The 12,841-nt window shown below is 47.1% G+C and carries 11 protein-coding genes and 1 pseudogene; 8 read left to right on the top strand and 4 right to left on the bottom strand.

All coding sequences use genetic code 11. The annotated features are described in order from the left end of the window. Positions 1-122: 122 nt before the first annotated feature. Positions 123-533, bottom strand: coding sequence for a DNA cytosine methyltransferase (locus LQ229_RS15765; protein WP_230192244.1), 411 nt, complete (start codon positions 531-533; stop codon positions 123-125). 166 nt (positions 534-699) lie between these two features. Here LQ229_RS15765 and LQ229_RS15760 point away from each other — a divergent pair, with 166 nt between their 5' ends. Continuing rightward, positions 700-972 (top strand): very short patch repair endonuclease, encoded by a 273-nt coding sequence (locus tag LQ229_RS15760; protein WP_230192243.1) that lies wholly within the window; start codon positions 700-702, stop codon positions 970-972. A gap of 385 nt (positions 973-1,357) precedes the next feature. Next, positions 1,358-2,458 (top strand): DNA cytosine methyltransferase, encoded by a 1,101-nt coding sequence (locus LQ229_RS15755; protein ID WP_230192242.1) that lies wholly within the window; start codon positions 1,358-1,360, stop codon positions 2,456-2,458. A 62-nt stretch (positions 2,459-2,520) separates the two neighbouring features. On the opposite strand, the gene LQ229_RS15750 is transcribed toward LQ229_RS15755, so the two are convergent. Then, positions 2,521-3,405 (bottom strand): hypothetical protein, encoded by an 885-nt coding sequence (locus LQ229_RS15750; protein ID WP_230192241.1) that lies wholly within the window; start codon positions 3,403-3,405, stop codon positions 2,521-2,523. A gap of 353 nt (positions 3,406-3,758) precedes the next feature. On the opposite strand from LQ229_RS15750, the pseudogene LQ229_RS27320 reads away from it, so the two are divergent. The 6 genes and pseudogenes from LQ229_RS27320 to LQ229_RS15725 form a co-directional block, all read left to right on the top strand. Next, positions 3,759-3,938: pseudogene (locus LQ229_RS27320) on the top strand (deferrochelatase/peroxidase EfeB); the annotation flags it as partial. A 224-nt stretch (positions 3,939-4,162) separates the two neighbouring features. After that, entirely contained in the window at positions 4,163-8,230 is a 4,068-nt protein-coding gene (locus LQ229_RS15745) for an S-layer homology domain-containing protein (protein ID WP_230192240.1), read from the top strand. 189 nt (positions 8,231-8,419) lie between these two features. Next, on the top strand, positions 8,420-8,986 hold the full coding sequence (locus LQ229_RS15740) for a hypothetical protein (RefSeq protein WP_216540675.1): 567 nt from the start codon (positions 8,420-8,422) through the stop codon (positions 8,984-8,986). Positions 8,987-9,159: 173 nt separating this feature from the next. Then, complete coding sequence (locus LQ229_RS15735) at positions 9,160-10,194, top strand: DJ-1/PfpI family protein (protein WP_216540676.1); 1,035 nt, start codon at positions 9,160-9,162, stop codon at positions 10,192-10,194. A 57-nt stretch (positions 10,195-10,251) separates the two neighbouring features. Beyond that, positions 10,252-10,896 (top strand): DUF2306 domain-containing protein, encoded by a 645-nt coding sequence (locus LQ229_RS15730; protein ID WP_216540677.1) that lies wholly within the window; start codon positions 10,252-10,254, stop codon positions 10,894-10,896. A 28-nt stretch (positions 10,897-10,924) separates the two neighbouring features. Further along, the gene (locus LQ229_RS15725; protein ID WP_216540678.1) at positions 10,925-11,389 is read left to right on the top strand and encodes a DUF420 domain-containing protein; all 465 of its coding nucleotides are present in this window, start codon (positions 10,925-10,927) and stop codon (positions 11,387-11,389) included. A gap of 64 nt (positions 11,390-11,453) precedes the next feature. Here LQ229_RS15725 and LQ229_RS15720 read toward each other — a convergent pair whose 3' ends face one another. Continuing rightward, positions 11,454-12,227, bottom strand: coding sequence for an AAC(3) family N-acetyltransferase (locus LQ229_RS15720; RefSeq protein WP_230192239.1), 774 nt, complete (start codon positions 12,225-12,227; stop codon positions 11,454-11,456). A 115-nt stretch (positions 12,228-12,342) separates the two neighbouring features. Next, positions 12,343-12,699 carry a cupin gene (locus LQ229_RS15715; protein WP_230192238.1) on the bottom strand — a complete coding sequence of 119 codons (357 nt, stop codon included), beginning with the start codon at positions 12,697-12,699 and terminating at the stop codon, positions 12,343-12,345. Between the last annotated feature and the right edge of the window lie 142 nt (positions 12,700-12,841).

Below are 12,841 nucleotides of genomic sequence, written 5' to 3'. Positions count from 1 at the left end.
TGGGTGTGGTAGACTTCACCTAAAAGGTGCTCCTCTCTTTGGGTGTAGTGTTCTCGACAAACACCATTCTACCAAAGATTTGGGCACTTTTTTATGTTTTCAATGAACGGTACTTTCGAAATTTAGGCTAATACATCACCGGATTTATACGAGAGCAGACCTTTAACATTCTCCATAACGAAAAATCTGGGCAAAATCTCTAATACGATGCGAGCATATTCATTTAATAATTCGTTTCTTATATCGTCGGAGGCTCTTTTCCCGGCTAACGAAAACCCTTGGCAAGGAGGACCTCCGATAACGACATCTACTTGTTCCCCGGCGATTTTAAGTTCTTTTAGAATTTCATTGCCATTTAACGAAGTTATATCTTTCTTAATTACTCTACAATCAGGGAAATTCTTCTTGTGAGCATCGCAGGCATGATCGTCAAGTTCTATCGAACCTTTAACTGAAAAACCGGCCATTTCAAAACCAAGGGTTAATCCCCCGGCGCCTGCAAACAAATCTATTGCAATCGGTTTATTTAACATCTGTACACCTCTAACGAATTAGGAAATAAGTCACGATATGATTGACTTCGACATAATATTGGAAAATCCTCTCTATTACGATGTTTCAAATCAATATTTTGGAACTTATTCTCATTGGGAAAGCATTGAAAAAGGATTATTATTATATTAGGAGAGTGATTAAAGCATGGATAAATATTCGAAAGAAAAACGCAGCGAAATTATGAGTAAAGTTAGTTCCAAAAATACTAGTTTGGAAATAACAATAAGAAAAATGCTTCATAGACTTAATTATAGATTTAGACTGCATCGAAAAGATTTACCCGGAAAACCTGATATTGTGCTTCCCAAATATAAAAAATTATATTTGTCCATGGTTGTTTCTGGCATGGGCATGAAAATTGTCAAAAAGGAAGATTACCTAAATCTAATCGCCAATATTGGCAAGATAAAATTATAAAAAATCAGCAGAGAGACTTAAAAAACGTAGAAACGCTAAAAAAACTAGGTTGGGATATTCTTACAATTTGGGGATGCGAATTGAAGGAAATAGACAAGCTAGAAATTAAGATCGTTTATTTTTTGAAAAATTAAAGACTAATATATTGACATAAAGAAACTCTCCGAGAACACCTTTCTCAATAGGACACTTTTCGCTAAAGCTAATTTAATTGTATAATCAAATAACATATTATTATTTTTTACTAAAAAATAGCGGTATAAAATAAGAAGTAATTATGTCATTATAAAATTTTAGATTTAGGTAGAAATCAGGGAACATTTGTTCTATAATTGAATTAGTTACAAAATTACCTAAATTCGAAGGGAAATGGAGGTAATTCAACGTGAATAGGAAATACTCTTCTATAGAATCTTTTTGCGGTGCAGGAGGCTTAGGACTGGGACTACATAATGCTGGCTTTAAGATCGCCACAGCATTTGATATTAACGAGCCTGCTGTATTAACGTATCAAATGAATTTGTCCAAAAATTGTTTTACTGCCGATATCACTAAATTAAAAGGAGATGATCTTTTAAAAATTGCAGGATTACACGATAAAAATCTAGATTTGTTTGCCGGGGGGCCCCCATGTCAAGGTTTTTCCAAACAAAAAAGAGGGGCTCATTTAGGAGACGAGAGGAATAAACTTGTTTTGGAATATGCGCGTATAGTTAAGGAAATTACCCCTCGCTTCTTTATGCTCGAAAACGTATCGATGCTGGGACAAAAGCGCGGGAAAGAATTTATTAGCGAGATTGAAAACCTGCTCAAAGACTATATTTTATATCCGCATTTCTATAATTCAGCAGACTACGGTTTGGCTCAAACAAGAGAAAGATTTATTATAATAGGTAAACATTCAAGTATAAAAACTCCATTTAAAATCCCCGAACCAACTGTAACTAAATGGAAGACTGTTGGAGAAATACTTGGAGGTTTGCCTGAACCGCCGGAAAGCCCAAAAGAGGAGCATCCGTACTTTCCCAATCATCAAAGGGCAAACGTAAGCGAAATTAACATTAAAAGATTTTCATTCGTACCGCAGGGCGGCGGTTGGAAAGACATACCGGAAGAATTTAGATTGGAGTGTCACAAAAATGCGGATACGACTAAAGGCGGATGGCCTGACGTTTACGGACGGTTACGTTGGGACGGACAAGCGCCGACTATAACAGGAGGTTTCGATAGTTTTACAAGGGGACGCTATGGTCACCCTCTTTATAATCGACCTTTAACCCCGCGAGAGGCTGCAAGACTTCAAGGTTTTCCAGACTCATATAGATTTTACGGTACGAAACATGATGTTAGACACCAAATAGGAAATGCTGTTCCTCCCCTACTCGCCAAGGCGATCGGTTTAGAAATTATTAAGTGTTTAGAAATTGAAGACAGTATGAATGAGTCAGGTAATGAGTTGATTGAATTATTAACTGCAGCCCAATGAGAAATTAATTAAGGATTATAACGAATACGATTTTTCGTTACAATCCTTTTTCTTTCAAAATATTACAATACATAATTCCCCTGTTCTATCTTCTGCACTTCATAAAAAAAATCGCCATATGGTCTAACGTTAATTGGTGGAAATACATCGTTCAATACCTGGTACCTATTAGGCACGTCCAAATAATATATTCGCTTCATTTGAGCAATGAACATTTGATAAACTTGCCATTGTTCAGGCAAACAGATCTCTACAACCTCCAATTTCTTTTTGTCCACTTTGGTTTCCGATAAACAAACGCACATTCCTAAAAATCTCCCGACACCGTAAACGCCATCTAACACGCGTTGGTGCGCCCAAACCTGAATAACTCGTTCTCGAGTCGATGTTTTAATAGGGAGATGGATTTTAGGTCGATTTTTTCCTAGATCAAAAATATAATCTGTCGGTAACTTTGTCTCCTTATCAAGATTCAATACATCGATCTCTTTCTTAGGATGGATCTGGAGCATTCTCGAAAACCAATGACAAGCAAATATTTCAAAAAACGTACCGGGAGTTTTTTGATCCCTTTCTTTAAGCAAATCTATAATACTGCAAAAACTAATAGCCATTGTATATAACGCTTTTGTTATATTCTCGGGAGTGGTTTCGGTAAGTTTCTCCTTGGAAATAAAATTAATAGTTTTTTCTATTTCGTTCGTTTCCATAATAAATAAATTACGATTTACAGCTCTTGATATTTTATTGTTATAAGAGAAGGCAAAATATTTTTTTCCTTCAACCTGAGAAATCAAATCAAGCTGCTTACACAAAGCGAGGGCTTCTATACAATTTACATGAAGCTTCAATAATCTTTCTAATATGTCGTTAGAGCCAGCATAAATTTTTGAAATATCTTTAAGTTCTTTGTAAATATTCTCAATAAAATTTTGGTGTTGTTTCACTGATCCATCTCCTTCGTTGTTCCATAACGAATATTCGACAATAATAGAGCAAATCCTTCCAAGGAACTTATACATTACGAAAGAAAATATGTCAGAGCCCAAAAAAACGCCAACCTTTCGGTATGTCGTTTTACAAAGCGAAACCCTTAATGCCGGAGGGAGTAAGTCTCTAATCTATTTTTGCAAGACAATCAAATTATCGAGCTGAGGTTATCGATAGCCCCCATTCGGTAACTTGAGAGTTGTAGAATTCGATCATGTCATGCAATACTTGTTTGTCCTAGTCGTTGATGACGACGGATTAAGGAAAACGCAATGAGTTTGATGCATGCCGTAGCGATGCGCACCATTCCCCCGACTCCCATGTCTGGCTTGCGCGCAGCGCTGGGAGGAAAATTTCGCATAAATCTTACTCTTATTTCGAAGGAGTCGACCCAGCAAGCGGCCGTCTGAACGCCGGTCTCTTCTTTCTCTGTTTTCAGCAAAGCGTTCGCGAACAGTTCCTACCGATGTTATTCTTACTCGGCGCTTAATGCGTTTATTTCAACGATATTGAGCTCTGTCTTTGCTTGCCCACCCGGTGCTAGCTAAGGAAGCTTTATCGACGAACAACTTTTTACAAGCCTATAAATGGTGCAACCAAATTTTACACACCTTTTACCCCCCGATGACAATCGATTGATCTCCCTTTGTTATGCTAGACCTGTTTGAGAGGTTGGAACGCATTCTACGACAATAAAAGGAGATGATCGATCGCATGTACAAAAAGCTATTATCGATGTTGCTTTCTACGGCGCTAGTGTTCGGTTTATTGGCAGGATTCGGATCCTCGCCTGCGGCGGAAGCGGCAACGCAGGATGAGCCGATGATTCTGCTGGAGCGGAACAGCGAGTGGAAATATTTTGATCAGGGCCAAGATTTGAATAGCGTTTGGAGAGCCACGTATGATGATTCCCTCTGGGATTCCGGGTTTGCTCCATTCGGATACAAGGATAATGGCAGCGGCATTGCAACCTCCGCCTTTGGGCCGCTCAACACAGAAGTTGGCTATGGTCCGGACAAAAAACTCAAACATCGCACCACCTATTTCCGTACGAATCTTCAAGTGAATAAAGATGAGATCGATGGGTACGGACAGCTTCTCGGCACCTTCGGCATCGATGACGGGGCCGTGATCTATGTGAACGGGCATGAGGTGCGCCGCTTCGGCATGCCGGAAGGCGAAATTACGTATTCCACCAAAGCCATCTCAAACAAAGATCTTCCGGTGCTATATGAAAATGTGGATCTGACGCAGCCGCTGAAGTCCTATTTGAAGGACGGCAATAACGAAATTGCGGTCGAGGTTCATCAGCAAAGCGACAGCAGTTCGGACCTCTACTTCGATATGGAGCTTACAGCGTTAGTTCAGGCTCCGGCGCTTGAAATCAGCAAGGTGACCGTAACCTTCTACGGCGATGCGACTAGCGCGAAAGGATTTACATGGTATACGCCGCTCGGCTCCTTCCGGAGCGATGTGCAGGTGGTCGAGAATCAAGGCGGAGCGCCGGATTTCAGCCAGGCCCAAGTATTCACAGGGCGGACTTCGGTCTCTTCCAATTCCCCGGGAGAGCATGTGCATAAAGCGGAAGCGACAGGTTTAACGGCGGATACCTCCTATTATTTCAGAGTCGGCGACTCCAGCCTGGACCTCTGGAGCGAGACGGGCACCTTCCGGACGGCGCCGGCGGATGGAGCTTTCACCTTCATTGATTTGACCGACACGCAAGCGAAGGACGAAAGCGAGGCCATGCTGTCCGCAGCTACCTTGTCCAAAGCGCTTGCCGCCATCCCAGAAGCCGAATTTGTCGTTCATAACGGGGATGTGGTGGAGAACGGCACATCGGAGCAGGAATGGAACTGGCTGCTGGGCCATTCGCAATCCAGCCTGTTGCATACCACCATTGTGCCGTCCGCAGGCAATCACGAGAACAAGAATTATGCCTTCTACGAGCATTTCAATGTACAACAGCCGGACAACGCCGCGACGATTACCGGCGCCTATTACTCTTACGATTACAGCAATGCGCATTTCATCGTGCTCAACTCGAACGAGAATTCGCCGGAATACGCCAACTTCTCCGCAGAGCAAGTGGCATGGATGAAACAGGATGTCGAGCAAGCGAAAGCTGCGGGAGCGGAATGGATTATCGCCAATATCCATAAAGGCCCGTATACGACTTCGAATCACGCCACCGACAGCGACATCATTGGCGCGAACGGCGTGCGGAACAAAATCGCTCCCCTCATGAACGAGCTTGGGATCGATCTGGTGCTGCAAGGCCATGACCACATCTATGCGCGGACGAAGCCGATCAAATCCGACGGAACCGCTGAAGACGTGGCGAAAATTACCGAGACGCTGAACGGCCAGAGTATCGAATATGCGGTGAAGCCCGATGGAACGATCTACATGATTCCCGCCACCGCAGGCGCCAAAGTGTATTTCAAGAACCAGAAGCCGGAACTCGGAGACGCGTATTTCAATTTGTTCGAGCGCGCGGAAGAGAACCATGCCCGCAAGTACGGGGATACAACCAGCTCGGTGAGAGGCCAGGTGCAGAACTTTGTCGGCATTACCATCGACGGCGGCAAGCTGACGGCCGTGACATATGAAATCGATCAGAATCAGAACAACGCACAGCCGTTCATCGTAGATCAATTCGGAATTACCAAAGAGACGAAGCCGGATCCTGTTGAGGAAAAAGTGAGCAAAGTGACGGTTACGTTCCACGGCGACACCAAGACATCCAAGGGCTTCACCTGGTATACTTCCGAGCAGGTGACCGGCAGCGATCTTCAAGTTGTGGAGAAGTCTGCCGCCGCCCCTGACTTTGCGAATGCGATCTCGTTCCAAGGGCGTTCCGCGACTTCTACGAATTCGCCTGCAGAACTTGTGCATAAAGCGGAAGCAACAGGGCTCAAGCCCAATACGTCCTATGTTTTCCGCGTAGGCGATGCGGCGCTTGGCGTTTGGAGCGACACGGGCACATTCCGGACCGCACCGGAGAAGGGCGCGTTCACGTTTATCGATCTGGCCGATACGCAGGCGAAGAACGAAGAGGAAGCGATACTTTCATCCGAGACGCTCGCCAAAGCGTTGGCTACGGTGCCGGAAGCGCAATTCGTCGTGCACAATGGCGATATTGTCGATAAAGGCGTCAAGGAAGAACAATGGAATTGGCTGTTGGGACACTCGCAGGAAAGCTTGCTCCATACGACGTTAGCGCCTTCCGCGGGCAATCACGAGGATGAGAACTATGCGTTTATTGAACACTTTAATGTACTGCCGCCGGAAAACTCGGCAACCGAGACCGGAGCCTTTTACTCTTACGATTACAGCAATGCGCATTTCGTTATTTTGAATTCCAATGAAGATTCGGATACGTATGACAATTTCTCGGTCGAGCAAGTGGAGTGGCTCAAACAAGATGTTCAGCAGGCCAAAAAAGCCGGAGCGAAGTGGATCATCGTCAACATTCATAAAGGTCCGTACACCACTTCCAATCATGCGACGGATTCCGATATTATGGGAGCGAATGGCGTCCGCAACCAAATTGCTCCGTTAATGGCGGAGCTGGGCATCGATCTTGTGTTGCAGGGTCATGATCATATCTATGCTCGTACCAAACCGATCAAGCCGAATGGCAAAGCAACAGAGCCTGTAAAAATTACGGAGACGCTGAACGGAGAGAAGATTGAATACTCGGTCAATCCGGACGGTACGATCTATTTGATCCCGGCCACCGCAGGCCCGAAGGTCTATTATAAAAACCCGAGCCCAAGTCTTGGGGATGCGTACTACAGCCTGTTCGAACGGGCGGAAGAAAATCATGCGGCCAAATACGGTCCCGACCCGAAAGACAATCGGCGTCCGATGCGCAGCCAAGTGCAAAATTTCGTCGGCATTACCATTGACGGCAGCAAACTGACAGCCGTGACGTATGAAATCGATCAGAACCAGAACAACGCACAGCCGTTCATCGTAGATCAATTCGGCATCGTGAAGAAGGATGTCGCGAAGCCGAATCCCGAGCCGGGCAATCCGGGTTCAGGGACGCCGGGTTCGGGAACGTCCGGTTCAGGAACAGGCAGCAACACGGGGGCTGGTTCCGGTTCGGGAAGCGGATCGGAACCAGATTCGGATAAAGGTTCGGATTCCGGCAATGGGACGGATCCGGGCAGCGACACAAGCACAGGCTCTCAGCCTGGAAGCAATCCAGGTACCGGATCAGGCCGCGAGAACCCGCCGGCGCTGAAGGATACCGAAGGGCATTGGGCCAAAGCGGCCATCGACCAGGGTGTAGCGGCGGGCTTCGTGAACGGTTACGGCGACGGAACCTTCCGGCCGAATCGGCAAGTGACGCGCGCGGAATTCGTTACGATGCTGGGACGCGCCTTGAATTTGGATGCAGGCGGCACTCCGCTGACATTCACGGATACGAGCAACATTCCTTCATGGGCGAAGGATGCCGTAGCGCAAGCCGTGGAAGCAGGCATCATCAGCGGCTACAAGGACGGCACTTTCGGTCCGCATAAGCCGTTGAACCGGGCGGAACTGGCGGCGATGATCGTTCGCGCCGGGGGGATTCGTCCCGATTCTGCAGCAAAACTTGCCTTTACCGATGCGAAGGATATTCCGGCCTGGGCGAGGCCGTATATTGCTGCCGCGGTCGATGCAGGGCTTGTGGGAGGAGTTGGCAATAATCGCTTCGCTCCCCGGCAAGTGGCGACCCGGGCGGAAGCCGTCACGCTTGTTATAAGACTTCTTGAATATGTGAAGTAAATCGATCGGAAACCAGCGCTGGGATGTTTTATCCCGCGTTGGTTTCTTTTTTTTGTGGCTCTACGTCATAGACAACGAAAATTCCCCGCGACTTCCGAAGTGAACCTCCCTACTCGACACCTCTCAACAATTTCCTACTAAAATTTCAAGTATCATGGTAAACTTTAGGAAAAATAGTAGGAGGAAGACATGCCGCTCAAATATGTAACGATCATAGCTCTATTGTTGTTCTTTACGGGGTGTAGTGGGGATGGAGGATTTAAGCCGGATACGCCGCTTTCCGAAAGCGACCTATGTATTATTACAATGGATGAGAAACAGAAGGTCTGTTATGGAATGGAAAGAGAGGAGGCGGAGAAGGTTCTGGGGCAGGGAGAAAAAAGCAGTTTCTTTTATCAATACGATCATGGCGTTGACATCATCTACAGAGAAGGAAAAACAGTCGCATTGATTCGTTTAACCGAAGGTTCCGAAAAAATGTATCGTACCGTACGCGGTTCAAAGGTAGGAGACTTGAAGCAAGATGTGTTTACGTTATACGGTAAAAAATACGCGATCGATCGGGAAACTGAGCCTCATTCCATTGATTACGTTTATGATGTTAGCAACCAAAAATTTCTCGCAGAGATATCTTCCAAAAACAAAGACTTTAAAACGCTTCAAGATCATTATTTTGTTTCAGCGGGATATAACGATGATGGGTCCGTCGTGTATTTGTATGTAAGCGACTTGCAAGCAATTATGTATTTATATTGAGAGGCGATATGGGTCATATAAGATGAAAAGCCGCGCAATCAAGCGCGGTTTTCTCTTTGCCCCCATGTTTTGTGACGATTTGTTTATGGTTTTGTGACTTTTTCCAACTTCGTTTGAGATATTCGTTTGTTATGGTAAACAGACAAATTGACTTGAATAGGGAGGATTTCTTTATGTTGCATGTTCAAATCGTACTTTTCGATGGCTTCGACCTGCTGGATGCCATTGCGCCATACGAGGTTTTTAGCGCCGCTGCCATGTTTGCCGAGAACGCGTTAAGCGTGGAACTCGTCACCGCCGAAGGGCCGAGATCCGTACCTAGCGGCATCAACGGGCTGCCCATTGCGGCAAGCGGCAGATTGAATCCCGAACTTGCGGGCATCATTCTCGTGCCTGGCGCGTCCGGCCCCGTCGCAGGAGACGGCCCCGAGTCGATCCCGGCTATTCTGAATCGCGCTATGAATACGGCACTAACCGGAATGATGGGGCAGGCGCTGAAGCGCAAAGACATCGTCGTCGCCACGGTATGCGGCGGTTCCCTGCTGCTGGCCATGGGAGGGCTGCTGGAAGGCAGACATGCGGTCACGAATCATCTGGGCATGGATGTGCTGGGAGCGACCGGGGCCATTCCCGTCGCGGCGCGCGTAGTGGACGACGGCAATCTGGTGAGCGGCGGCGGCGTCACTTCGGGACTCGATGTCGCGCTGTATTTGGTGGAACGCGAGCTTGGGCCGCGCATCGCACACGAAGTAGAGCAATTATTCGAATTTGAACGCAGGGGAACGGTTTGGAGAGAAACAGGAATGGCGCCTAATACGCGGCAAGCGTCGGCGGGCGACGAACCGAACCTCGCGTCAGACGATGCGGCGATCTCCCCCGGCAAACTGCCTAATACAACCGCACAGGCATCCGTCTTCGACGGGGATTGGGATACGGTCATCGCTACGCCGGTTGGCAAAATGCACGTCAGGCTCTCCATTTCAACCGGTAACGGGACGATCCAAGGCAAGGCAATCCAAGGGGATGAGACGGTCGAGTTTATGCATCCCGCACTGCGGGACAACACGCTTGCCTGGTCGCTGCAAATCACGAAACCGATGCGCTTGAATCTGAAATTCGAAGTGGTCGTCAACGGAGATGAAATGACCGGAGTCGCCAAGGCCGGCCTGCTGCCGGCATCCAGACTAACAGGCAAGCGTCTTTCCTAACCTGGCCGAAATGTAGTTATTCGCACGAAATATGGAGCCTCGGGGGTTGTCGTCCAAATGAAGAAACAGAGAACATTATACGGTCTTTTGGCCGGTGTAAGCATTCTATTTATTTTGTACGCCTTGGTGAAAAATTACTTGATCGATCCTGAAGCCGCAGCATTTTTAAGCCATAAAACCGGGCTGAAGCGCGAGCTGAATCTTCCTGTGTGGTTAAACGTGATGTACGTTCATGTTGCCTTCGCCTGCATTGCCATGGCGGCGGGGCTGATCAACTTTTCGAATCGGATCCGTGAGCGAAGCCGCATGTTCCATCGCATCAACGGCTACGTGTATCTCGTGTCCGTACTGCTTGTCGTGCTGACCTCCGGGTACATGGCCCCTTACGCCACCGGAGGCAAAATAAGCAGCATGGGGTTCAATGCGCTCAACATCATATGGCCGATCATCACCATTATCGCGCTCGTCCAGATCAAAAAGAAGCGGATCGCCCGGCACCGGAACTGGATGATCCGCAGCTATGCCTTTTGTTTTACGAACATGTCGATTCATCTCATCACCACCCTTTTTCATCAGGGATTCGGTTTCGTCTATGCTGCCAGCTATACCATTGGCGTTTACGGCTCCCTTGTGCTGCTGCTGGCCATTCCTAACGTGATTATCAGAATGATCGGCCAACCCAACGCGGTGATCGACAAGTAAATCAACAGAAAGGAATGGGTGGGGATCCATGTCTATTTACACCATCGTTCCGACGATTAGTACCTGCTTGATCGTCATTAGCGCCGTGTTGGTCGCGATCGGTTGGAACCTTGCGGCGAAGCGGAAGCTGGATGCGCACAAGAAGGTTATGTTGGCCGGAGCGGTATTCGCGGCATTATTTTTTATCGTTTACGTATCGCGCACCATCTTCGTGGGAAATACGGAGTGGGGCGGTCCCGATAGCCTGAAGCCCTACTACTTGGTGTTTCTGCTATTCCACATTGTCCTGGCGACGGTCGCAGCCGTATTCGGCATCACAACGATTGTCCTCGGCTTCAAAGAAAGATATGCCAAGCACCGCCAATGGGGGCGCGTTACTTCGGTCATGTGGTTTGTCACTGCGATTACCGGTGCAGCGGTGTACGTACTATTATATGTGATGTACCCGGGCGGCCATACAAAGCCCGTATTCGATGTCATTTTCGGCTGGTGAGGCAAGGTTGAAAACAAAAAAATAGGTCGCATCCTTTCCGGAGACGGCCTATTTATTGTTACTTTTAAAGCAAATCCTCAAATGCTAACGGTTCGTTGTCGGAGAACAAATCCGGATCGTGCCGAAGCAATCGGGTAATCACTTCGGTCATCCGAACGGTATCGCATAGACGCACCTGCGCATCGCCCATTCGGCCATAGACCATGGCGCCGGAATCCAGCAAAGCGTCTTCCACTTTCCAGAAATGCTCCGACCAATTCAATCCGCAATGTCTGCGCGACGGTACCGCAATTTCGGTGCCATCCGGCAATACGGTGTAGAGCTGCTCGTGTTCATCCGTCATTCTTCCGGGTATATCAACCCACTCTTCAATGCCGTGAATGAACGTGTTTCTGCGCAAATCGACGCCCAATAGCAAAATATGAGCTTCCCGATCGAGCAACTTCCCCCACGCCGAGCCTCGAGCGCAAGGCGTATCGAATCGTTCGTCCCCTGCTGCGAAAACTTCCGCGTCTTTCCCTAGAGCCCCTACGGAGTGCGTAGGATGCAAGGAGCGCACGACCCCGGGGCGCTTGCGGAATAATTCCGGCAAAATGCCAACGCAAACCGGCGAATCGGCCACATAAAATTTCGGATTGTTCGCATTGATCGTGGACCATGTATGCGTCGGCAGCACCAGCAGCCCGTCCCGCATATAGGCAGACAAAGCATCCAGAACCGTATCCGCCCCTCCTTCGACATGGCCTAAACTTTTGTACGAAGAATGCACGAGCAGCGTCCCGTTGCCGGGAATCCGCAATTGTTCCAGATCGTGCATCAGGCTCTCTTTGGTATGCATAGATTTCCCTCCGCTTCTATCATGCTTCTCCTATTATATCAGCTTCTATCTATCGAGAAACGCTCGCCCTTTGAAAACGCCGAAAATCGCAGGGATGAAAATGATTGTAGCCGCATTATTTCTTTAGAGGCATAAACAATGATGGATTTAAGTCATCACCTTCAATGACAATACCGGTTAATCCGGTACTTGTCTTTGTTTCGTGCCATTCATCTTTTTCCCAAAACACAGCGTCTCCGGCCTGCACTTTATCATACTCTTCCTTTTCGCCTCTTACATATCCTTCTCCATGCATAATTAAAAGAAGCTGCGATACAACTGCCTGGTGATACCCAATAACACCGTTTTCATCTAAGTGCAGACATCCGATATGAGTTGCCTTATCCGTTTGAAGAATACGAGACATAATGAAATTAGAATTGAATTTTGAAATATGTTTACCGCTATCTTTATCAAATTTATAAAATTCCATGATATACCTCCTCGTTACTTTAAAAGTGCATTTCCATGTTCTCTGATGCTTTGGTATAAAGTATATCATCCTTCAATCAAATACTCCGCAAATCAATGTAAAAAAGCCCCGCCATGACGATCGTCACAGCAGAGCTTATAGG

Origin of the sequence: Paenibacillus sp. CECT 9249, from assembly GCF_918697855.1 — a bacterium.
Taxonomy (GTDB): Bacteria; Bacillota; Bacilli; order Paenibacillales; family Paenibacillaceae; genus MSJ-34.
This window is presented reverse-complemented; position numbering and strand designations above follow the sequence as displayed.

What these genes read in the sequence shown, in the direction of transcription:
- LQ229_RS15745 (WP_230192240.1), top strand. Translation starts at nt 4,163, where the DNA reads ATGTACAAAAAGCTATTATCGATGTTGCTTTCTACGGCGCTAGTGTTC.
- LQ229_RS15760 (WP_230192243.1), top strand. Translation starts at nt 700, where the DNA reads ATGGATAAATATTCGAAAGAAAAACGCAGCGAAATTATGAGTAAAGTT.
- LQ229_RS15715 (WP_230192238.1), bottom strand. Translation starts at nt 12,699, where the DNA reads ATGGAATTTTATAAATTTGATAAAGATAGCGGTAAACATATTTCAAAA.
- LQ229_RS15730 (WP_216540677.1), top strand. Translation starts at nt 10,252, where the DNA reads ATGAAGAAACAGAGAACATTATACGGTCTTTTGGCCGGTGTAAGCATT.
- LQ229_RS15740 (WP_216540675.1), top strand. Translation starts at nt 8,420, where the DNA reads ATGCCGCTCAAATATGTAACGATCATAGCTCTATTGTTGTTCTTTACG.
- LQ229_RS15735 (WP_216540676.1), top strand. Translation starts at nt 9,160, where the DNA reads ATGTTGCATGTTCAAATCGTACTTTTCGATGGCTTCGACCTGCTGGAT.
- LQ229_RS15720 (WP_230192239.1), bottom strand. Translation starts at nt 12,227, where the DNA reads ATGCATACCAAAGAGAGCCTGATGCACGATCTGGAACAATTGCGGATT.
- LQ229_RS15725 (WP_216540678.1), top strand. Translation starts at nt 10,925, where the DNA reads ATGTCTATTTACACCATCGTTCCGACGATTAGTACCTGCTTGATCGTC.
- LQ229_RS15765 (WP_230192244.1), bottom strand. Translation starts at nt 533, where the DNA reads ATGTTAAATAAACCGATTGCAATAGATTTGTTTGCAGGCGCCGGGGGA.